This window comes from Wolbachia endosymbiont (group A) of Longitarsus flavicornis, assembly GCF_963931955.1.
In the GTDB taxonomy this organism is placed as follows: domain Bacteria; phylum Pseudomonadota; class Alphaproteobacteria; order Rickettsiales; family Anaplasmataceae; genus Wolbachia.
Genome location: NZ_OZ008337.1, coordinates 1,134,160 through 1,156,564, shown reverse-complemented (window position 1 = coordinate 1,156,564; position 22,405 = coordinate 1,134,160). Strand labels below are relative to the sequence as shown.

The following is a 22,405-nucleotide window of genomic DNA, read 5'->3' as shown; positions in this document are numbered from 1 at the left end:
GAATATATGATATTTTATTTATTTTTAAATTCTGTTTTTTATAAGTTTATCTTAATTCTTCCACAAACAAATTATTATTAACTTAGCAAGATATATTATTAAGATCTCAAATAAAGCAACCATTTCCAGCACCAAAAAACAAGGGCGGTGAGAACATTTCGTTTTGGGATCGTGTGGTCTACCAAGTGTACCATACGAACTTTTTAATATAGTGATTTTGCTATACGCTAAAACTAGCCATATTAGCCCATTTTATCCATATCTACATACGAACTGGTTTGCCTAACTTTGTTACAATAATTTAAACCTTCTATTTTTAGAACCTTATTTTTACGTGGTTTATTCTCACAAATATACGATCTTTTTTGCAATTTTAGAAAGAGTCAATAATTCAATTCTTTATAACACTAGCTAGCATGGTATCTTCACTAAAATATTTTTTTAAAAAGTTAGTTGACTTATAAATAATTCTCTACTAATACTGGCATGTGTTTGTTTATTCTGCTGAAGTTGCTCCATGCAGATTTGCTGTAAAAACTTCAGCAGTTTCCGTACTCCTTTAAAGCATAATCCATCATGCTCTTATAGTAGTGATATCAAATATAGGTCTTAACCATGTTAATTTATAGTAAAATTAGCTCAAATTTGGAGTCATAAGCAACACATACTCCATTGTTACTCACCATAAAAACTTAACAAACGACATAAGTAGTAAAAAGATTATGGTTATTGATTTAATGTTATATATTGCATATAATATATTATGTATGTATGTTTAGAGGGGTAAGTATGGGTGATTTTACTGAGACGATGAAATCTATCATCAATCAACCAAAATCCAAACCAGAACTATCTGATATTGAATATGAATCCATTATAGAACATCTATCATCTAAAGAACATTTATTAAATGAGCTGATGAATGATATGTGGTACTCAGGAGATTTACCATCAGTTAGAAATCATAATGAACTACCTTCTTTAATAGATAGCAAACTTGGACTAAACGAACAAATTTGTGTTTGGTTTGCTCTGGACCACGATCTTACGCCAAGTCAAAAAAATTTAAACAAGAAGTTACTTAGTGCTCTAAAATGTTTAGCTTCTAACTGTGGTTCATTTGATAATACTGAACCTCTTGAAGAATTTTTAGATGATAATAAAAACAATAAAGATTTAAAAGTAATTCTTAATCTCAGAAGAGGAGAATCTCAATCAACAGTATTGCATGCGATTGCAGGAGCAAATATTGGTGGATTTCGTCGCACAGGAAATCAGGCTATAGATTTACTCTTAGAAGCAGGCGCAGATCCTAACATACAAGATAATAAAGGAAAAACACCATTATACCTTGCTGCTGCCAAAGGTCACCACGATAATGCAAACTCTCTTCTTTTGAAAGGAGCTAAACCTAATATAACAAGCAGAAAGGGCAAAACTCCACAACAAATAGCAACTAATAAACTCTGCTATAATATAGAAGAATTATTCTTAACTGATAAACAGAAAAAGTTGAACAAGGAATTGTATGACTTACTTGTACTCGATTCAGACTGCACTAAAAATTTAAAGGAGTTTTTAAGTAAGCATAAAAGAGATTCAGATCTAAAAGTGGTGCTAAATATTCGGCACGGAATGGGTGAGTCAAAAGTGTTTTCATATATTGAACGTCTTTATTGGGATAATGAGGATTTTGCTCAAGAATTGAGAAAGATATTTCTAGAAGCAGGAGCATTAAATTATGATATAAATATCAATCACCCTAAGCAAAAGAAAGGACAAACCAGTACCTTACTTGTTAAGTTAACTTCAAATCAAAAGGAAAAGCTAAGTAAGTTTTCTGGTAAGGTATTTCAAGCTCAAAACATGGCTGAACTTGAAGAGATTGTAAATGATGCTATAAAGTCTGGTGTACGTTTAAATTATTCTTCTTTACAAGATTACTTTTTAGGTACTGAGTACAGTTTTACTGACTATGTGATAAGGAAAATCAGTGAGTTGGAAAAAAATCCTAAAGTTACTAGTAGTATAATATGTAAATTAGTATCAAAAGGAGCAGTGTTTGGTAATACAGTTGATGCTAATATGATTAACACGCTGACATCAGAATTTAAAGAGCATAGAACTAACACGAAAAGAGCATATGAAGATTATATTAGCAATACTCATAAGTTTATTGAAATCGCAAAAAGTGCAACTAGTAGCGAGCTGAAAGATATAAGAATAGACAACTCCGTTTTTTACTTAGAATATTCTAAAGATAGTAAAATAGACATTACAAAGATAACAGATGGGGCAAGGGACTTAGGCCTAACCGATGGAGATATAAAATATGGAAGAAATATAGTAAAGATCGGTAATAATGAAGTAGAAATTAAAACCGAAAACGGCATAAGGAATTACACAGATCTTACAGAAGGCAGCGATGTAGTATTAACTTTCTATACTAGTTTGGGAGAATTAGAAGTTAGGTTATATCCTGATGAGAAAAATAAAAATTGGATAAAAGTAGAGGTGAGTGAAGAAGGCCTACTTCTACTTGATAAAATAGAAAGTTATAATGAAGCAATAGAAGATTGTAATGAGGGAATAGAAAATTATGAAGAAATAGGACAAAATTGCTTACTGGGAGGTTTATCAGTCATTGAAGCCATAGACCGAGGTGTTTTTGCTAGATCTGGTGGGTTAATGCGTCCTGAATTAATAAGCGAATCCAATAAGCAGAAGGGTTCATGGGTAAAACGTGAAGAATTAAGAAGAGTTTCTGATTCTAGGGAAAAAATTGCTAATTTACCATAAAAATTGAAAATTATTATTTAAATATAAATTACTACAGTTAATAAATTATTGCAAAGGAGTCGAATCGATATCAATAATCTTTTAAGAATACTCTTTTATGTTGTTTTTCAGGAAAATGAGATGTCATTGTACAGGAGCTGGCCACAAGGTGTATTTTCAGGATATGAGACTGTATTAAAACACGATTGGCTGAGCCGACCTTTTACAGAATTTTTTTTCCAGATCTATAGCTCTTTTCACAATAATCCAAATAAATCATAATATGCTACTGGCCTACTATAGCCATAAACACATATCTTACCCTGTTCGGACTACTATAAGAAAAGCTATACTATTAAAATATGCAGCTAAATTGTATACATTGTCTACCACTGTTGCATCTAGTATGCTAAAATCTTCATCATCTATATTAATATTTTCGCATAATTGATTTTGTAATATCGACTTACATCAATCTCAATATCTTTTGGCATGGCCCTTTGTAGCAGCTCCTTCTTGCACATACTCTTTTCAATCTCCCGTTGCTTTTGTAAATTAAGATGCTAATCCATAAAATTTCTCTAATTGCTCGCTCCACAACATCGGTATTTCTTTCAAATCAGATAGCTTCAAACCTCTTGGCTGTCTCCCATTTACTATGTCTTCCTTAATCTTTGGTGCTAAATAATTCAACCTTAAAATTTGCTGTATACGTCTTGTACCTATATTAATTTTAATGCTCAGCTCCTTCACACTCCCATATTTTCCTTCCTCTAGTTGACGTTTCCAGGAATGGGCTCTCACCACTGCTTTCAGTAGCGCATTATTTGTTTTTCCTTCTGGCTCTACTACTGTGCATTTGTTTCCTTTCTTCTTCATTGGTATAAATTTTTCCTCTGATTCAGAACATACTTCTATTCCATCTTCTTTTACCATTACTCCCTTTATTAACTTTTTCACTACTTCTTTCTGTTCTCTGAAACTTAAATTTTTCCATTCTTCTCCCCATTTTTCATATAGCTGCTCTGTCTTTCTCATTACTTCTTTTTCCACCTCTCCCGCTACTATAGTTCTGTTTATTGATTCACAACCTTTTCCCCTTAAATGGTTATTGCACACGTAATATCGGTACCTTTTATTCTCCTTTTTTGAGTACGTCAGCGTCATATTTACACCACAGCTCTTGCACTTAATTATTCCCCTAAGCAATGCTTCCTCATATTTTGCTTTTCTATATGGTTGATTCTTTATCAATTCCTGCGCTTTTTGCCATTTTTCCTCTTCTATTATTGCATCGTGCTTTCCCTCATACTCTTTCTCATAATGCCTGATTTTTCCCATATATATTGGGTTTGTTATTATTCTTCTCACCGTCGCTTTCTTAAAGATATCTGATTTCCCTTTCGTACGGTACCCTTGGCTATTTAACTCTCTTGCCAGTTCTGCCATTGACTTCAGCTCTATATACCTCTCAAATATATGTTTTACCAACTTTGCTTCTTTCTCATTTATTATTAATTCCTTATCTTTTACATCATACCCAAGCGGTAAAGTTCCTCCCATCCATAATCCTTGCTCTTTTGATGTTGCTATTTTATTTTTTACTCTCTCTACTATCATTTCTCTTTCTAGCTGTGCTGCTCCTGATAACACTGTTTGTACAAACTTTCCCATTGGCGTATTATTGTCAAATATCTGCGTTACTGCTACAAAATTTACTCGATGCCTTCTAAAAAATGACGTTACTTCAATGCTGTCTTTTGTTTCCCTTGATAGCCTATCCAGAGTATATACTACTACACAATCTATCTCTCCTCCTTTCACATCTGCAAATAATTCCTTTATCGCTGGTCTTTCTAAATTCTTTCCTGAGAAGCCTCCATCGTCGTACCTTTTGGCCAATACTACCCAGCCCTCTCTGCTTTTTATGTACTTTTCACATGCTACCCGTTGTGCATCAAGACTATTAAACTTTTGTTCTAGACCGTCTTCATTTGATTTTCTCGTATATATCGCACATCTTACTTCTTTTAGCATTTTCAACTTCCATTTTTATCACGCATTCCAAATAATAAAGGTCCGTTATAGCTCATTCCCATTATTCTGCCTGCCACCGCTGACAATGACGTAAAAAATTCTTCTCTGTAGATTAAACCCTTATCTGTTACCATTACTGCATGCGTTTCCTCACCTCTCTCCAATATCAACTCTGTTCCTGCTACTGGAAGTTTGTCACTACTTATTCTTTTTCCTTTCTCTAGCCGATCTGCCAGATACTCTAGTCTTTTTGCTCCTTTTCTTGACATTTCTCCATACGCTTTTTCCTGCATTCTATAAGCTAATCTTGGTATCAGATATTTCTTTGAATACCTAGGCGCTTCTTTCCCATATACCTTCTTCCATATTTTTTTCAGCTCATCCAAAGGTTTTCTCTTTAAATTCATTACTTTCTTTTCTGTTTCTTTCTCCATATTTTTAGCCTTTCATAAATAACTTTTCAATTCTGTCTGTTTCTTTCTTCAATACTTCAGCTACCTCTTTACTATTTTTCGCATAATCCATCGCTGTCATTCCAAATTTATCCGCTTGCTCTATTTCTGCTCCAGCTTTTACCAGCTCCTCCACTATTTCTTTTTCACCTACCATGCACGCAAGGTGTAGAGGTATGCATTTATTTCCATATTCCTCAGCATTTACATTCCCTCCTGATTTTATCAATTCTCTCACGATTTCTAGACGTTTCTCCGTTACCGCTAGGTGCAGTGCTGTATATCCTTCTATATCTTTAGCATTCAGGAGAGTAGACCAGTGGAACTTCCCCACCAGTCTCTCGCAAAACTGTACGTAAACCTCTCGATTTATACAGCTTCCATTATTCAGCCTTTTGGCCTAACCCTAGTGTCCAGTGATAGAAAATATCCGGAGACCTCTTTCTCACCTTTCCTAGAAATTGTCTTGCTAGTCTTCCGTGACTCCTGAGTCTCTTATATTTCCTTTTCACCCACTTTTCTAGATGCCGCTCTATATTCTTTAGAGATTTGTATACTTCAGTTCTGTAAAATTTGCCATAGTACTGATACCAGCCTCTGACTATTGGATTTACTTTTCCTGATATCTCCTCTAATGTTATATGCGTATTTCGTAGCATTTTCCATGACCTTATGGTTGTAGTAATCTTTTTCTTGGCCTTGTTGCTAATTGCTGGAAGAAATGAAACAAAATACTTCCCTATTTTATTTCTTGCTAACCTGGGTCTGAATGTGTAACCCAGAAAATTAAAACTTTGTTTAGGAAATTCACCACTCCTATTGTCATCCTTACAGTACACTATCTGTGTCTTTTCAGGATGCAATTTCAACTTATACTCAGCCAATCTTTCTTCGATCATTACTTTCACAAACTCTGCCTGTTTCTCTGTTCTGCAGTGCACTATCGCATCATCCACATACCTCTCAAATGGTACTGTCGGGTAGTTCTTTTTCATCCATATATCAAACACATGATGCATGAATATATTAGAGATGATTGGGCTAACTGAACCTCCTTGCGGAACTCCTTTATCCCTAACTACCTTACTGCCATCTGCTTGCTGAATGGGGGCTTTCATCCACCTCTCAACATACAGTATGACCCATTTGCAGTCTGTGTGCTTTTTGATAGCTTGCAATGCCAAGCCGTGGTCCAAATTGTCGAAAAATCCAGATATATCAAGATCTATCGTCCAATCGTACCTCCAGCATCTTTTACGAGCTGTATCTACCGCATCCAGTGCAGACTTATTTGGTCTATAACCATATGAATCCTCATGAAATTTTGGTTCTACCAGCGGCTCTAGATACATAGCAGCAGCCGTTTGCCCTATCCTGTCGAATACTGAAGGAACACATAAAATTCTTTGCCCTCCTGTATCTTTTGGTATCGCAACAGCTTTTACCGGCTCTGGAAAATAACTTCCGGATGACATCCTATTCCATAGTTTGTACAGATTATCTTTTAGATTTTCTTCAAACTTTGTTATCGAAACCTCATCCACACCAGCCGCACCTTTATTTTTCGATACTTGTTTATAAGCCCTACAAATAAGTTGCTTTGGTATATCAAAAGACTTTGTTTTATTCATTAACTCCTCCCTTTCGGTTGATACATAATTAAAACTGAATAACTCAGCTCCTTCGCTCCATTTCCATTACAGAAACTTCTTCACTACTACGAGCTGATCCGCCCCTGTTTTTCGCATCGGTACTCTCATCCTTAGAGTTTAGCTCCTTGGATTTCTCCCTTATCATCGAAACGACAGGTTCCCGTAGTTCCACACAATAGCCTGAAATAGATTCATGCCACCTTTATGCCGGACGCCATCTATCCAGTAAACAAGCTCCCGATAGATTTATCCCAGGTTACAAACGACCCCCTGGTTTTGACGTCATTTAAAAGGTTTCGACACTTCATCAGTGGTTCACTTTCGTTCATCTCTCTATTCCTTACATGACATATAATTATGCCTTTTCCATAACGCTCACTACCTTGGCTCTTTACCAAAGCAGCTTATGGTTGTTTGAAGCCTGCTCTTGTAAACCGGCTCCGAGGGACCTACCCTCATCTACTGTGCAGCTTTTGCACTTAGTTTGCTCTTACTTGAACATTCTTTGTGTCTCTACGGCACACCATCTGCCCCTTTTTTTATTAATAATCTCACTGTTTTGTAATCAGAGATTTCCACTGCTTGGTGCAATATCGTCTCTCCTTCTTCATTTCTTTTATTAATATCGTTACTTGATACTTCTTTAAAAAACTTACTAAAAGATTCTTTGCTAAACTTCATACTTACCTCACAAAACTAGCTTTTCTAGCGTTAGATAAATTTCTTATATTTACCTGCTGCTATTCAAGTTATGTCCGTTTTAGCATGAGAAAGCAAGTCCTTTTCTTTTTATTTCATACACTTTTACCTATTATTAATATAATATATGAGGATCTAAATACAAGCATTTAACTTATTACACATATTGCTTGACTATTTTTCCAACTTCTGTGCAAATGTCGATGTTCGTGCCATTTCAGTACTCCTGGGTAAAATACCAAAATATGCTTTTCTAATTCATGTATTGAGTCTTCTTGCTCTAAATCGTTTTTATAGTAAACATTGTGTTCTGCTAAAACATAGTTTGTAATCTTCTGATCAGTATAATTTTCTACTTTGTAGTGGTGAGTAACGCTAAACCTTTCTAAAATTGGTTTGTGTTTTAAATTCCAACGTTGCCATGAAAGTTTATCGTTTCCCAATACAAATTTATTTCCTTCTTCTTCTATGCTACCAACCGGAAAGCACGCATTTGTTTCTCCTAAGTTCCAACTGTCCGATAATACTATCTGCGCTTTTGCAAATTTAATCGATGGTAATAAACTCTGTGGTAATGGATATAGTGCTTTTAAGTTGTACCACAAATGATTTCTTTCATAAATACCGTTATAATTCTTTGTGTGAGGCTCGGTTTCTCCAAGGATTGCTACATCTAGGCGATATATATCATTGCTTAAAGCTCGTTCATAATGATCGCGTAGATAGTTTTCTATAATCCTAATAACTGGACCACTAGACCTGAAAAAATTTACTCTTCCAAATGATAACACTGGTCCATCTTTTTCTATTTTTACCCCTGAATAATCAGAAAGAAGATCTCCAAATAAACTTTCATCTAAGAACCTGTACATGATCTCAAGAAAGGAATAAACTAAGAGATAATGTATATAAGTTAGGATATATGAGGAGTTTATACCCAAGTAATATAAGTCGGGAAAGATTTGAGATTATATTACCAGATCTAGAGTCCTGTAGAAAAAAAACAAAACCAAGAAAACTTGATTTGTATGATGTATTTTGTGGAGTGTTATACGTTCTGAAAAGCGTTTGTCAGTGGAGAATGCTACCAAAAGAGTTTCCAAAATGGCGCAATTGTTACGACTATTTTAAGAAGTGGAGTGAAAAACCAGATGCAAATAAAGAAAGTGTTCTGGAGCTGGTGTTAAAAAAAAATAGTTGGCGTAGTCCGACAAAACAATGGTCGGAAAGAAAAAACCAGCTTCTGCATAATTGATGCACAGAGTGTAAAAAATGCAGATACTGCTGAAGAAAAAGGCTACGATGCAGGCAAAAAGATTTCAGGAATAAAACGCCATATTGCAGTAGATACGCAAGGTTTGCCACATGCAATTTATGTAACAACAGCAGAGATAACTGACCGTAGCAGTGCTGTGAGAATGGTAGAAAATGCAAAAGAAAACCTCTCGGGAGTTAAAAATGTACTGGTTGATGCAGGCTATACGGGAGAGAATTTTGCAACACAAATAAAAGCAACTATTGGTGCAACTGTTGAGGTAATAAAACGCAGTGAATTACATACCTTTGCTGTATTGCCAAAAAGATGGGTTGTAGAGCGTTCTTTTGCTTGGTTGGAAAAATGTAGACGGTTATGGAAAAATTGCGAGCGTAAACTCAACACCAGCTTGCAAATGGTAGTTCTTGCTTTCACTGCTTTGTTCCTCAAAAGATTATGAACAGGTTCTAAGGAAATAGAAAAGTTAGAAGGAGAAAAGTTTCGACGTTTAACAGGGGTAAAAAAAGCAACATTTGAGCGAATGGTAGAAATTCTAGAAGTGGAGGATAAAAGAAAAAAAGCTAGAAGTGGAAGAAAAAGTAAACTTTGCATAGAAGACAGGCTACTTATGGCACTGGAATATATAAGAGAATATCGTACATATTTTCATATTGGGCAAAGCTATGGCATGAGTGAAAGTAACAGTTTTAAAATAATAAGATAGGTAGAAGACATATTAATAAAACATCCAGATTTTGCATTACCAGGAAAAAAAGAGCTATTAAAGAGTGATGTAGAATATGAAGTTTTAGTAATAGACGGAACTGAAACGCCAGTAGAGAGACCAAAAAAAAGCAAAAGCCCTTCTACTCTGGAAAGAAAAAAAGGCATACTATAAAAACACAAATAGTAACAGAGAAGAAGAGTAAAAAAGTCATATGCACATCTTTCTCGAATGGTAGAAAACACGATTTTCGGATGTTTAGAGAATCAAAGGTAGCAATATTACCGGACACCAAAATCTTAGCTGATGCCGGCTACAGGGGAATGCAGAAGATACACAAAAATGTTGTATTACCGCACAGGAAAATGAAAAAGAATCCGTTAAGCAAAGAACAAAAAAAAGAGAACAGGGCACTTATGAGCCAAAGGGCAATTGTTGAAAACGTAATTGGCTTATTGAAAAGGTTTAAAATCATCTCGGACAGGTATAGAAACCGACGAAAACGTTTTGGTTTAAGGTTTAATTTGATTGCTGCAATTCACAATTTTGAGCTCCATACATGAATTTTGAAAGAAGTCTAATGAATAGTTGAAATGTTTGCCAATTCTCAATATTTCCCCATCTTTTAATAAATAGCTCCTCTTCTGATAGTTCCTTCTTAGAAGCTGGATAGTACACTAACTTTCCTGCAGGATACTTTTGCCAGTGCTTATAAGCTATCTGTAAAATATTATGGAAGTTTTTTTCAAAAAAAAGTGGATTATCTGTTAAAATACTACTGATACAATCAAAAAGGTTAGGAATAGTTGATAAATCAATATCATTTAAAATTGCTTGGTTATGTATTCTAATTTTAGAACATGCCTTAAATATATCATCTATCTTTAAAATATTTTGAGCATTTTCTAATTTTCCATTCCCAAAATCATCGATAAGTGCTGACAAATTACAATTATGAATATTAAAAATCATGAAGGGGTTTTTATCAATTTCTGCAGCAATAAGATAAATTACAGCAGCAATATGTTTACAAGGCATAGCCCAATCAGGACAGTTGCAATTTGCATTCATCTCTTCCCAATTTGAAGGAAACAATTTAATCCCAAGATCATTAAGCTTATCAAACAAGCTGGTTGGTAATTGCCTATTTATTAATTTAGATAGTATAGAAGGTGAAGTTTCAATAATTTGACGAATGGTCTGTTGTTCTGATGAGCTTAATTCATTGAGTATAATTTTGACTTTATATGGTTGAGGTTTTGAACCACGATATGGGTAAGATCCTGAGCTATGAACTTTAGCTGTAACTATGTGACCATTAATTTTAATACCAAAAGCTCGACCAGTATTAGCACAAGTTCTGCCACGTGGAAGACGGTTATCATAATCAATTCTATTGAAGCACTGAAGCCATTTTTCTCCCCACCATGTTCTTCCATAAATAGTCATCTTGTAAAACTATATATTTTAACCTAGATAAGCTAGATGCTGATTCTATGGATGATTTTCTCTGAATATGCAAAACTCATCTTGAACTACTACAAAATGTTAATTATAACAACAGAGAGGGCAAAAGCAATAAACACTTATATCAAAGGAAAAATTGATTAAGGGAAAAGTGAAACTTTTTAAAGGTTGTTTAATACCTTTACACCTGTGATTGTAGCACTAATGTTGTGCGATAAATGTACAGTGAAAATGTCATCAGAAGTTACCCAATTATTGAGTAGTTTTTTTTACGGCGTCAAGACTCTTGCCAGCATAGAAAATATCAGTTCCTATATAAATATCCTTATGGGCTAAAAGAAACTTCTATTGGTTGATAGAAAACAGAAAAAAACTATTTAAAAAGTATACTCAACAATATAACAAGGAAGCATAAGTTAGGGAAAGTAGTAGGCCGTTGATAAGGATTTGCCTATTTTCTCGATCAACTAGCTTTTGTATAAGTACTGATGGGTCAATATAAATGAGTAGTTCTGGGAAGCTTACTTTATCGGCTAATCTATATTAGCGTCATAGAGGATTTATATATTTCAAGCATGTTAATTATTTTTTCTGGATCATTTAGGAAACTATAGTAGACTTTACAACTCATTAATTATCACTTAACTTACCTCCTAGTAAGTTCTTGAGTTATGTATGGATAACACGTTGATAATATTAGCAGCAGGAAAGAGCAGTAGAATGAATTCTGAATATTCAAAAGCGTTGCACCAAGTGGGAAATTTTACTCTTTTAGAGCATATAATTCACAATGCAAAACCGCTGAGTTTAAAAAGTCTATCAATTGTCATTAACAAGCCTTTTCTAAAGGAGTTAGAAAGATTTAGTACCTTAAAAGATATAATTGATAAATATAATATAAAATTGATAATTCAAGAAAATATTACAGGTACTGGCACTGCAGTTAAAATTGCCCTAGAAAGCCTGGAGCGGTTATCTGACCAAGACATAGTTTTAATACAGTACGGAGACACCCCGTTTATATCTAGTGATACAGTTATGAGAATGACTGATTGTTTAAAGTGTAATAATAAAAATTTAGTTCTTCTTGGATTTAATAGTCAAGATAAGCAATATGGAAGATTAGTAATTGATGATAATGACAATGTTCAAAAAGTCTTGAAAAGTGAAGATGAAATTCTTCTTGCAAACTCTGGAATAATGGTTTCATACGCTAAAGATCTTTATACCCTAATAAAAGAAGTAAAATTTAATGATTCGACCAACGAATGTTGTCTTAATGATATAATACCCATTGCAGCAAGCAATAACTTACGTGCAGGTTATGTAGTCGCTGACGAAAAGGAAGCAATGGGGGTAAATAACAAAGAGGATTTGGTCAAAGCAGAACGTTATTTTCAGGCAAATAGAAGAAGACAACCAACCCTTCTTTCATAACTATATTTTTTTATTCATTGATCCTTAATTTAAGTTGACATTTGTTTTATACTAGTTTTATAATGCTTTTTAAGTCTTACTTGTAAGATGATAGGTGTGAAAGATTTTCCTGGTTGTAGTGAGAGGGACACATGGGAATATTAATAACAGGTGCTGCAGGTTTGATAGGATCGGCTTTAGTAGAAAAGTTAGAAAAGCAGGGTTATGAAGTAATAAGCTGCGATATTAGGTTTCGCGACAACCCACTCAGTTTTTTTTCAGAAGATATAATGCCGCTACTCGCTAAGTGTACGGGGGTTATTCATCTGGCTGCAATTTCTCGAGTTATACATGGTGAGCTTTATCCTAAATTGTGCCAAAAAGTTAATGTCGATGGTACAATCCAATTCTTAGAATTCTGCAAGTCGCTTCCGAATAAACCATGGTTTATATATGCAAGCAGTAGAGAAGTATATGGAGAACAAAAGGAACTACCAGTTGCAGAGTCTGCTAGTATTAACCCAATAAATAATTACGCCAAAGGTAAAGCGTTTATTGAAGAACAAGTAATAAATTTAAAAGGTTCTAACTTTAATGTAGCAATATTACGCTTCTCAAATGTATATGGTGGTTTACTAGATCATAGTAGTAGAGTAATTCCTGCACTCTGTATCAATGCATTGAAAGGCGATCCAATTAGGATAGAAGGTAAAGAATGTGTTTTTGATTTTACCTATTTGGATGATGTTATAGAGGGTATATACTTAACTGTTAAATATTTACAAAACGAGAAATCTTCTCTTCCTGCTATTCATCTTACTACTAATAGCCCATGTACTTTAGAAAACTTAGCAAAAACAATATTAAAAGTCACGGAAAGTGATTCTAGAATTGATTTTTATCCTCCAAGAAATTTTGACGTAACTAAGTTCCATGGTGATTTTACTAGAGCTAAAGAGCTACTTGGTTGGTCTCCAAAGCATTCATTAAAAGTAGGATTAGGTAAATTTATAAAAAGTCTACAAAACAATACACAAGAATATCCTAACAATATAGATATGGTAATATATGAAAATATTAAAAGTTATTCATGGTTACCCTCCTTATTATAGCGCTGGTTCGGAGGTTTACAGCCAAACTCTTGCCCATGAACTAGCCAATAATAATGAGGTACAAATATTTACTAGGCATGAAAACAGCTTCTTACCTGATTTCCATTATACTACAGCTCTGGACTGTAGTGATTCCCGGATCTTACTGAATTTAATTAATATACCTACAACTAAATATCGTTACAAATTTATCAATGAAGAAGTAAATATAAAATTCAAAAGAATAATAGATAACTTTCAACCAGATCTTATACATTTTGGTCATCTTAATCATCTATCAATTACTTTACCAGAAGTTGCTTTTAAAGAAAATATATCTACAATTTTTACGCTACATGATTTTTGGTTAATGTGTCCAAGAGGAAGATTTATTCAACGTAATTCTGAAGATTTGTTACGGCTTTGTGATGGACAGAAGGATCAAAAATGTGCAACCCAATGTTACAAGGGGTATTTTACAGGAGATGAAGAATTCTTGAATTCAGACTTAAATTATTGGGAACAATGGGTTGCAACTAGAATGAAGCAAACAAAGAAAGTAGTGGACTATATAGATTACTTCATTGCTCCGTCAAAATTCTTAATGGATAAATTTACTCAAGACTTTAATGTTCCGATAAACAAAATTTCTTATCTTGATTATGGTTTTGATCTAAATCGTCTTAAGAATAGAAATAGGGTGCAAGAAAAAGAGTTTATTTTCGGTTATATAGGTACTCATACTCCCGAGAAAGGTGTTGACCTATTATTGAAGGCTTTTTCTCACTTATCATCTAAAGCAAAACTTAGAATTTGGGGAGCGGCAAGGGAAGAAACTAAAGCTTTAAAAGCAATTGCCGATCAGTTTCCACATGCTGTTAAAGAAAGGATAGAATGGATGGGAAGTTATAACAATAAAAATATAGTTACTGATGTATTTAATAAAGTTGATGCGATAGTTGTTCCTTCAATTTGGGGTGAAAATTCACCATTAGTCACACATGAAGCACAGCAACTGAGTGTACCAGTAATAACGGCTGATTATGGTGGCATGGCAGAATATGTAAGAGATGGAATAAACGGACTATTATTTAAGCATAGAGATACAAATAGTTTGTCAGAAAAAATGCAAGTCCTATCTACAGACCAGGAATTATACAGTGAACTGACCCAAAGAGGCTATCTTTATACTAAAAATGGTAATGTGCTTTCTATAAGTGAGCATACTGAGAAACTTAACAAAATTTACCGTAATGTTATTGAAAATAAAGGCAAATCAGTGGCTACAAAACCTGGTCCTTGGAGAATTACTTTTGATACTAATCCAGATTACTGCAACTTTGCTTGTGTAATGTGTGAATGCTTTTCACCATATAGTAAAGTTAAAGAGGAGAAGAAAGCTAAAGGGATAAAACCCAAGATAATGTCAATAGAAACTATCAGGAAGGTAATTAAGGAAGCAGATGGAACACCTTTAAGGGAAATCATTCCTTCTACTATGGGTGAGCCTTTAATGTATAAAAGCTTTGATGAAATAATCAATTTGTGCCATGAGTTCGGCCTTAAGCTTAACCTCACAACCAATGGTTCTTTTCCCATTAAAGGAGCTAGAAAATGGGCTGAACTATTGGTACCAATTTTATCTGATGTTAAGATTTCCTGGAATGGGGCAACTAAAGAAACTCATGAAAGAATCATGAAAGGTTCAAAATGGGAAGTAGTGACAGAAAATTTAAAAACTTTCCTTGAAGTTAGAGATAAATACTTTAGCGATACAGGTGAAAGGTGTACCGTTACTTTACAATTAACATTTTTGGAAAGTAATTTACATGAACTCTATGACATAGTTAAGATGGCCATAAAAAACGGCATAGATAGAGTTAAAGGACATCATCTTTGGGCACATTTTGAGGAAATTAAGGATCTATCTATGAGAAGAGATGAGTTAGCAATTAGTAGATGGAATACAGAGGTGAGAAGGTTATATGAGCTTAGAGATAATATGCTATTACCAAATGGTAAAAAGATAAAATTAGAAAATTTTACAATTCTTTCTCAAGAAGGTATTAAGGATTTGGCTCCAGGTGGTCAATGCCCATTTTTAGGTAAAGAAGCATGGATAAACAATGAAGGAAAGTTTAGTCCTTGCTGTGCTCCAGATGAACTCCGTAAGACATTAGGAAATTTTGGTAATGTTAATGAGGTTAAACTCGAGGAAATATGGCAGAGTAGTGAGTACCTAAGCTTACAAAAGAATTATTTAAATTACAAATTATGCAAAACATGCAACATGAGAAAACCTTTGATCAATTAATCAAAGATAATCTTAAATCTATTAAAATTTCACCGTGTGAGAGTTTTCACGAATTACTAGGAAATCCTTTGTATGAAGATAGGTTTATAAAGGTTGGTAAATTTCATGAGCCCGGTCTTGCACCGGTTTATGATCAGACAGGTGCTTATCATATCAATGTAAGAGGAGAAGCAGTTTATCATCATAGATTTCTAAAAACTTTTGGATTCTACTTTAATAGAGCGGCCGTAGAAGATGATACAGGGTGTTACCATATTGATTCATCTGGATGTAGAGTATACAAACAGTTGTATCAATGGATTGGAAATTATCAGGAAGATATTTGTGTAGTTAGAAGACATGATAAATGTTTTCATATTAATTTAAATGGCAACAGGATTTATCAGGAGGAATATGATTATGTTGGAGATTTTAAGGATGGTATCGCTGTAGTCTATAAGGATGGTAAAGCTACACATATTAATCATCATGGAAAGTTAGTACATAATAAATGGTATAAAAAACTTAATGTTTTTCATAAAGGGTATTCTATTGCAGAAGATCAACATGGTTGGTTTCATATAGATATTAATGGTGATCCTGTTTACCAGCAGAGATTTAAAATGGTAGAAGCATTTTATAATGGGATGGCAAAAGTTGAAACTTTTGAAGGTGTGTTAGGACAAATCGATATTACCGGAAATGTAAAGTTTAGTATTTTTGATTTAGGTAAAGAATCTCAAGTGCATAGGATTTCTGCAGAACTTTCAGCCTTTTGGAAAACTTACCTAACAAGCGTTGCTATTGAACTTGATTTGTTAAATATTTTACCTGCAACTGTGCCGTTTTTATCTAAAAAGTTAAACATTATCGTACCAAATCTAGAAAGGCTGTTAAGGGCGTTGTGGGAAATAGGGTTTATTGATTACGATAAGGACAAGGACTTATGGCAACTATCATCAAAAGGTAAGTGTTTTAAGGAAATACCATTTTTGCCAAAAGCAGCAACGATGTGGGCAAGAGTTGCCGCTGAAAAGAATTGGTTAAAGATTGCCGATATACTAAAACAGAAGTCAATCTCTTCATTTGAATCTTTTAAGGAAAGAGAAGCATCAGAAGATAAGAAAATAGCGTTTTACCAAGCATTGCTAGGATATTCTAGGTTTGATACTAAAGAGTTTAATTCTAGGATTAATATAGATGGTGCTAAGAATATATTGCTATTTGGTGTACACTCTTTATTTCTTGCTTATTCTGATATACACAATAAAGGTTCCATAGGCCTATATAACGAACATAAAGTGCCAAGACAGTTAGTAGAAAATTTAAAAGTCAAACTTATAACTCAGGAAGAACTATCAGCTACAAATTATGAATTAGGTGTCTTTTGCCGCTTTCTACAGCATTATGATGATGATAAAGTATTATCTTATTTAAAATTGGTCAAAGGAATATCTCGTATTTTATTGATAGAAACTATTTTAGATTACCGCTCTCCAGCTGGAGGCTCTGTAGATATTAATGTCATGGTTGAAACAGGAGGTAAACTAAGAACATTAAGCGATTGGGAAAAAATACTCAAACAAGTAAAAGGATTCAAAATTTTTGCTGTTATACCTTTAACAGATTACTTATCAGTTATTGATGTCAGGTGTTAATCATATGGAAACATTACAAAAAAATGGTTTTTTTATTATCAAAAATCTGGTTCCTTTAGAGCTAATAACTCAGTCTTTAAGTGATATAACAAATAAGATATCAAAGCTATCCCAAGAACTAAGTGTTTCAACTTCTGACTACTTAAACTGTACCGGCAGATGGGGCACGTCATCTCAGGTAACTAGAATTGTATCTCAAGTATTAGATAAAATTATTAAAAATTATCTTGAAAAGTCACTTCAATGCCAGATACTGCAGAAAAAATCAAATGTTATATGTAAAACTGCTGATTTAATAGATGCAGTTCCCTTCCATCAGGACATCTCTTATAGCTTTAATGACCCTTATCATTTTTCTGTTTGGCTAGCTTTGAATAATGTCAATAAAACTTCAGGTGCACTACAAGTTATAGAAGATAGTCACAACTGGAAAATACAGCCTCTAGTTGATTTTTGGCATCCATACTTTTTGGATCAATACTCGGATAACCGGGAAAATTATAAAATTAAGTCACTACCTATTTCAGCAGGAGATGCGATAGTTTTTGATTCACGGTTATGGCATGGTAGTGATAAGAATATAGATGCTAAAGATAGGTTTGCTTATGTTACGAGATGGGTTGTAAAAGATAAAAGTCTTCCTTGTGTGCCAAAACCTCAGCCTTCAGTTTTTGGTATATTAAACTGTGGTGCATTAACAGAATTTATACTGAGAGAATACTTATCATTATTTCGTCGCCAGGAAAGTATAAAAATAAAAAATATGGAAGAACTTATTAAGAGCTGGTTAGCCTTTATTACAGACACAACTACAAATATTTCTGAGGTCAACACTGCTGAAGCTAAGCGAGATTTATATAAACTACTTATTCTGAATCAAGCGTCAGCACTACATGATGCTGGAGACATTTCAGGAAAAATATACAAAAATTTATGGTTTTCACTGCTTGTATTTCTCAATAAAAAAGTCAATGTGGTGGAGCTAGCATTATAAATGAACAAAAGTAGAGTTGGTAGTTTCAAGTATATATTGGTGTTCATTTTGAATATCTTATCCAAGTTTAAGCTTAATGTGCTTGTAATGTTCCTGGTTGCCCTAGTAGTGGCTGTTGATTTATCTTTTAGAAAGTATTTAGTAAAAAATATCTTAGATACAGCTGTAAAATATCAAGAAGGTAATGTAATTGAAAATCTTTTATTACCTGTAAGCGCTTATGTTTGTATGGCATTACTTATTACTACTGCTTTTAGATTCTATGGCTATTTTGTTGACATTCGAATGTTTACCTCAATGCGTCAAAAAATAGCTGATATGTCTTTTTACAGGCTGCTTCAGCAAGACCATTCCTATTATCAAAACAACCTATCCGGAAGTTTAGTATATAAGGTCAGTAACTTAATGGATAGTGTGATAGAGCTAATAAGACTGCTTATAGACTGTTTCTTTAGTTATAGTATAGCATTAATCTTGGCTATTTATACTTTATCACTAGTAAATATAAAGTTTGCAATAGCTACATTCATTTGGGTGAACATTTTTATTTTGATTTCGGTTTTCAGTTTTCGGGTGCTTACCAGATTAGCCGATGATCATTCTAAACAAAGTTCACAAGTAATAGCGGGTATAGCCGACAGTATTTTAAATGTTATATCAGTAAGGTTATTTTCTCGGCAAGCGCATGAGAGGCATAAATTTTTTCAAGTATGCAAGAAAAAAACTATTGCAGAAAGAAAATTACAATGGGCATACTTTTGGCTTTGGTTTATATATGGCTATTCATTTGACCTACTACAAGCAGTAAATTTGTATTTTTTAATCCATGATTATCAATTGAACAAAATTGCAATAGGAGATATTGCTCTTGTACTTGGAATTAATATATCCATTGTAGAGTTTCTTAACCATTTAACTAAAAATCTTACCCAATTTTCTGCTCACTTTGGCAAAGTTTTATATGCATTGCCAATCTTAACTACTGTACCGGAAATTCAAGATAAGAAAAACGCTAAGGAATTAAATATATTAAGCAGAAAGATAACATTTAATAATGTTTCTTTTTCTTATGAAGGTCAGAAGCCATTATTTCAAGATTTTTCAGTTACTATTAATCCTTGCGAAAAAGTAGGTCTAATTGGTTATTCTGGAGGTGGTAAATCTACTTTTATAAACCTAATCCTAAGACTATTTGATGTTAAAAAAGGTAATATACAGATTGATAATCAAGTAGTATCGGAAGTTACACAGAGTTCTTTGAGGCAGCACATATCTGTAATACCTCAAGACCCATTGTTATTTCATGATACTATTTTAGCAAATATTATGTATGGTAAACTTCGATCTACTGTCAAAGAAATAATGAGAGCTGCCAAGCTAGCTGGTATTCACGATTTTATTATGACTCTACCCGATCAATATGAAACTATAGTTGGAGAAAAAGGTATAAAGCTATCTGGAGGGGAAAGACAAAGAATAATCATAGCGAGAGCATTTCTAAAAAACGCTCCGATATTATTTCTCGATGAGCCAACTAGTCAGTTAGATTCTATAACAGAGAAAACAATTCAAATGAGTTTATTTAAGTTGATGGAAAATAAAACCACCATTACTATAGCACACCGTATTTCTACACTTTTACATATGGACCGAATTCTAGTATTTGACAAAGGAAAAATTGTCCAAGATGGTAAACATTCTGAACTAGTTTGCAAGAAAGGTCTTTATAAAGAACTTTGGGATGCTCAAATTGGCTGTCTAAATATCAAAAAAGAAAATGGAAAAAACTATCGACCTGAGAAGTGACACTACAACTTTACAAAGCTCCAACGTTATACACGCAATAAGTAGTGCAATCGTTGGAGATTTTGCTTACGGTGAAGACAAAAGCTGTAACAACTTATCGGAATATTGTAAACAATTATTCAAAGTAGAAGAAGCATTGTTCGTAACCAGTGGTATGCTTGCAAATAGGTTAGCTATTGCCAGTCAAACAAGTCCTGGTGATGAACTAATTACTCATTATAATTATCATGTTAATTTTTTCGATAGTGCAGGCAATGCAAAAGTAAATAGTATAGTGTTTAACTGTATTAGGAATAATACCGGAATCTTAGATATTGATGAAGTAGAATATGCTATTAACTCTAAACCGAGATATAAAATTTTTGCTCAGGTGAGTCTAGTTTCTATAGAAAATAGTATAAACGGGTTTAACGGTAAAATTTATCCTTTTAAGAAACAAGTAGAGTTATATAATTTCTTAAAAGCTCACAATATAAGTCTTCATTTAGATGGTGCGAGAATATTTAATGCTCATGCTGAAACAAATGTTGCTTTAGCTGACTATGCTAAATATGTAGATACAATGAGCTTTTCTTTTACTAAAGGACTTGGAGCTCCTTTTGGTTCAATGCTTATGGGTAAAAGAGAGATAATTGAAAAGGCTAAGAAGTTACAGGTTTGGTTGGGGAGTGGTTATCATCAAATTGGGTACTGCGCTAATGCAGCAAAATATGTACTACAGAATAATATCTCTAGGCTTAAAGAAGATAATAAGCTCGCTAAATTGTTTGCAGACAAGATTAAAGAAATTCCACATGTAAAGCTGATACTACCTTATCCAGAAACTAACATAGTAAGCTTTAGTATAAAAGAACTAAATGTGACTAATGAGTTTTTTTTGAGTAAATGCCAAGCTTATGGTTTATTGCTCTTTCCTTGGCTCGAATCTCATATAAGAGCAGTTGTTCATCTTGGTATAGAGGAAGCAGACATAATAAATGCTGCTGAAATTATAAAGGAGGTTGTATTAAATTTAGTATGAGAGTAAAAATAGATTTCTTTAGCGATTCAAACACTAATCCTTCATCTGAAATGAGGGAAGTAATGGCTAAAGCAAAAGTTGGAAATGAAGCTGCATGTGAAGATCCAACTGTAAACGAATTAATAGAAACCACATGTAAAATATTAGGTAAGCCAGCAGGAATATTTTTGATTTCGGGAACGATGTGTAATGTAATTGCTTATAAAGTGCACATTCAAAGACCTGGTGATTATTTGTTACTCGATGAAACTTCGCATCCATTAATAGTGCAATCTGGATTAATTGCAGCCCAGGCACATGCCACTCCTTTACCTATTAAAGGAACAAGAGGAATATTTACTGGAGAGCAAATCGTTGAGTTTATTACTCGTCCTAGCTTAAGGAATGTTCCAAAAGTTGGGCTTGTTTCTGTCGAACAAACAACGAATTTTGGTGGTGGAGCTGTGTGGCCTTTAGAGTATATTCAAGAGATCTCAAGTCTCTGCAAAAAGAACGACGTATCCTCTCATTTAGATGGAGCAAGGCTGTTCAATGCTTGTGCTTATGCTAAAATATCTCCAAAAGAATATGCAAATTATTTTGATTCGGTGTTTATTGATTTTAGTAAGGGATTAGGCGCTCCAATGGGTGCAGTATTGGCTGGAAGTGAAGAGTTTATTGAAAAAGCTTGGTACTATAAGTTTCAAATTGGCGGAGGTATGCACCAAGCTGGCATTATTTCAGCTGCATGTTTATATGCTCTCAACAACAACATGAATTCTTTAATAGAAGATCATAAAAAAATGCAGCACCTTATAAAAGGTCTTAGCTCTATAGATCAAGTTATAATCAATATTGACCTATACAAAACTAATATAGCGTATTTCTCATTACGTACTGATTGTATATCTGCTCAAGAATTAATAAATATACTAATGACAAATTATGGAATTAGGATGGCTAACATAAGAGGTAAAATCAGAGTTATAACACATAGAGATATAAGCTGTGAAGATATTAATACTACTATATCTACTATAAGAAAGATACTGAATAGGTAATTTCGATTGTTATCAATTTTCT

General features: G+C 33.7%; 15 protein-coding genes and 4 pseudogenes. 11 read left to right on the top strand and 8 right to left on the bottom strand.

What is annotated here, in order from left to right:
- Positions 1 to 771: 771 nt before the first annotated feature.
- A complete protein-coding gene (locus AABM58_RS05655) occupies positions 772 to 2,799 on the top strand; it encodes an ankyrin repeat domain-containing protein (RefSeq protein WP_338406630.1) in 2,028 nt (675 codons plus the stop codon).
- A 534-nt stretch (positions 2,800 to 3,333) separates the two neighbouring features.
- Here the strand turns inward: AABM58_RS05655 and AABM58_RS05650 are convergent.
- The 7 genes and pseudogenes from AABM58_RS05650 to AABM58_RS05620 form a co-directional block, all read right to left on the bottom strand.
- Positions 3,334 to 4,815 carry a recombinase family protein gene (locus tag AABM58_RS05650; protein WP_338406629.1) on the bottom strand — a complete coding sequence of 494 codons (1,482 nt, stop codon included), beginning with the start codon at positions 4,813 to 4,815 and terminating at the stop codon, positions 3,334 to 3,336.
- A 2-nt stretch (positions 4,816 to 4,817) separates the two neighbouring features.
- Positions 4,818 to 5,249 carry a DUF2924 domain-containing protein gene (locus AABM58_RS05645; protein ID WP_338406628.1) on the bottom strand — a complete coding sequence of 144 codons (432 nt, stop codon included), beginning with the start codon at positions 5,247 to 5,249 and terminating at the stop codon, positions 4,818 to 4,820.
- Between the two features lie 4 nt (positions 5,250 to 5,253).
- Positions 5,254 to 5,574, bottom strand: a pseudogene (locus AABM58_RS05640) (ankyrin repeat domain-containing protein); the annotation flags it as partial.
- Positions 5,575 to 5,650: 76 nt separating this feature from the next.
- Positions 5,651 to 6,898 (bottom strand): group II intron reverse transcriptase/maturase, encoded by a 1,248-nt coding sequence (ltrA, locus tag AABM58_RS05635; RefSeq protein ID WP_338405985.1) that lies wholly within the window; start codon positions 6,896 to 6,898, stop codon positions 5,651 to 5,653.
- A gap of 43 nt (positions 6,899 to 6,941) precedes the next feature.
- Positions 6,942 to 7,064: a hypothetical protein gene (locus tag AABM58_RS05630; protein WP_338405986.1), complete on the bottom strand. Its 123-nt coding sequence runs from the start codon at positions 7,062 to 7,064 to the stop codon at positions 6,942 to 6,944.
- A 380-nt stretch (positions 7,065 to 7,444) separates the two neighbouring features.
- A pseudogene (locus tag AABM58_RS05625) lies at positions 7,445 to 7,600 on the bottom strand (ankyrin repeat domain-containing protein); the annotation flags it as partial.
- Between the two features lie 167 nt (positions 7,601 to 7,767).
- Positions 7,768 to 8,478: pseudogene (locus AABM58_RS05620) on the bottom strand (phage tail protein); the annotation flags it as partial.
- 62 nt (positions 8,479 to 8,540) lie between these two features.
- Here AABM58_RS05620 and AABM58_RS05615 point away from each other — a divergent pair.
- Together AABM58_RS05615 and AABM58_RS05610 are read left to right on the top strand one after the other, a co-directional pair.
- A protein-coding gene (locus AABM58_RS05615; RefSeq protein WP_338405927.1) for an IS5 family transposase occupies positions 8,541 to 9,333 on the top strand; the annotation gives its coding sequence in 2 pieces (ribosomal slippage) (positions 8,541 to 8,804 and positions 8,806 to 9,333; 792 coding nt in all).
- 15 nt (positions 9,334 to 9,348) lie between these two features.
- A pseudogene (locus AABM58_RS05610) lies at positions 9,349 to 10,160 on the top strand (IS5 family transposase).
- On the opposite strand, the gene AABM58_RS05605 reads toward AABM58_RS05610, so the two are convergent.
- Positions 10,117 to 11,046, bottom strand: coding sequence for an SWIM zinc finger family protein (locus AABM58_RS05605; protein WP_338406627.1), 930 nt, complete (start codon positions 11,044 to 11,046; stop codon positions 10,117 to 10,119). The pseudogene AABM58_RS05610 and the gene AABM58_RS05605 sit on opposite strands and share 44 nt — an antisense overlap.
- Positions 11,047 to 11,739: 693 nt before the next feature.
- Here AABM58_RS05605 and AABM58_RS05600 point away from each other — a divergent pair.
- The 8 genes from AABM58_RS05600 to AABM58_RS05565 all read left to right on the top strand — a co-directional run bounded on the left by AABM58_RS05600 (position 11,740) and on the right by AABM58_RS05565 (position 22,383).
- A complete protein-coding gene (locus AABM58_RS05600) occupies positions 11,740 to 12,501 on the top strand; it encodes an NTP transferase domain-containing protein (protein ID WP_338406626.1) in 762 nt (253 codons plus the stop codon).
- A 131-nt stretch (positions 12,502 to 12,632) separates the two neighbouring features.
- Positions 12,633 to 13,592 carry an NAD-dependent epimerase/dehydratase family protein gene (locus tag AABM58_RS05595; RefSeq protein WP_015588901.1) on the top strand — a complete coding sequence of 320 codons (960 nt, stop codon included), beginning with the start codon at positions 12,633 to 12,635 and terminating at the stop codon, positions 13,590 to 13,592.
- The gene (locus AABM58_RS05590) at positions 13,549 to 15,885 is read left to right on the top strand and encodes a glycosyltransferase (protein WP_338406625.1); all 2,337 of its coding nucleotides are present in this window, start codon (positions 13,549 to 13,551) and stop codon (positions 15,883 to 15,885) included. Before AABM58_RS05595 ends, AABM58_RS05590 begins: the two co-directional genes overlap by 44 nt.
- Positions 15,846 to 17,522, top strand: a complete 1,677-nt coding sequence (locus tag AABM58_RS05585) for a WG repeat-containing protein (protein WP_338406624.1) — start codon at positions 15,846 to 15,848, stop codon at positions 17,520 to 17,522. Before AABM58_RS05590 ends, AABM58_RS05585 begins: the two co-directional genes overlap by 40 nt.
- Before the next feature lie 4 nt (positions 17,523 to 17,526).
- Positions 17,527 to 18,516: a phytanoyl-CoA dioxygenase family protein gene (locus AABM58_RS05580; protein ID WP_338406623.1), complete on the top strand. Its 990-nt coding sequence runs from the start codon at positions 17,527 to 17,529 to the stop codon at positions 18,514 to 18,516.
- Entirely contained in the window at positions 18,517 to 20,322 is a 1,806-nt protein-coding gene (locus AABM58_RS05575; protein WP_338406622.1) for an ABC transporter ATP-binding protein, read from the top strand.
- Positions 20,294 to 21,343, top strand: coding sequence for a threonine aldolase family protein (locus tag AABM58_RS05570; RefSeq protein ID WP_174516731.1), 1,050 nt, complete (start codon positions 20,294 to 20,296; stop codon positions 21,341 to 21,343). Before AABM58_RS05575 ends, AABM58_RS05570 begins: the two co-directional genes overlap by 29 nt.
- Entirely contained in the window at positions 21,340 to 22,383 is a 1,044-nt protein-coding gene (locus tag AABM58_RS05565; RefSeq protein ID WP_174516730.1) for a threonine aldolase family protein, read from the top strand. The genes AABM58_RS05570 and AABM58_RS05565 overlap by 4 nt, the downstream gene beginning before the upstream one ends.
- Positions 22,384 to 22,405 lie beyond the last annotated feature (22 nt).

What these genes read in the sequence shown, in the direction of transcription:
- AABM58_RS05605 (WP_338406627.1), bottom strand. Translation starts at nt 11,046, where the DNA reads ATGACTATTTATGGAAGAACATGGTGGGGAGAAAAATGGCTTCAGTGC.
- AABM58_RS05575 (WP_338406622.1), top strand. Translation starts at nt 18,517, where the DNA reads ATGAACAAAAGTAGAGTTGGTAGTTTCAAGTATATATTGGTGTTCATT.
- AABM58_RS05655 (WP_338406630.1), top strand. Translation starts at nt 772, where the DNA reads ATGTTTAGAGGGGTAAGTATGGGTGATTTTACTGAGACGATGAAATCT.
- AABM58_RS05580 (WP_338406623.1), top strand. Translation starts at nt 17,527, where the DNA reads ATGGAAACATTACAAAAAAATGGTTTTTTTATTATCAAAAATCTGGTT.
- AABM58_RS05650 (WP_338406629.1), bottom strand. Translation starts at nt 4,815, where the DNA reads ATGCTAAAAGAAGTAAGATGTGCGATATATACGAGAAAATCAAATGAA.
- AABM58_RS05585 (WP_338406624.1), top strand. Translation starts at nt 15,846, where the DNA reads ATGCAAAACATGCAACATGAGAAAACCTTTGATCAATTAATCAAAGAT.
- AABM58_RS05565 (WP_174516730.1), top strand. Translation starts at nt 21,340, where the DNA reads ATGAGAGTAAAAATAGATTTCTTTAGCGATTCAAACACTAATCCTTCA.
- AABM58_RS05595 (WP_015588901.1), top strand. Translation starts at nt 12,633, where the DNA reads ATGGGAATATTAATAACAGGTGCTGCAGGTTTGATAGGATCGGCTTTA.
- AABM58_RS05590 (WP_338406625.1), top strand. Translation starts at nt 13,549, where the DNA reads ATGAAAATATTAAAAGTTATTCATGGTTACCCTCCTTATTATAGCGCT.
- AABM58_RS05600 (WP_338406626.1), top strand. Translation starts at nt 11,740, where the DNA reads ATGGATAACACGTTGATAATATTAGCAGCAGGAAAGAGCAGTAGAATG.
- AABM58_RS05630 (WP_338405986.1), bottom strand. Translation starts at nt 7,064, where the DNA reads ATGATAAGGGAGAAATCCAAGGAGCTAAACTCTAAGGATGAGAGTACC.
- AABM58_RS05645 (WP_338406628.1), bottom strand. Translation starts at nt 5,249, where the DNA reads ATGGAGAAAGAAACAGAAAAGAAAGTAATGAATTTAAAGAGAAAACCT.
- ltrA (WP_338405985.1), bottom strand. Translation starts at nt 6,898, where the DNA reads ATGAATAAAACAAAGTCTTTTGATATACCAAAGCAACTTATTTGTAGG.
- AABM58_RS05570 (WP_174516731.1), top strand. Translation starts at nt 20,294, where the DNA reads ATGGAAAAAACTATCGACCTGAGAAGTGACACTACAACTTTACAAAGC.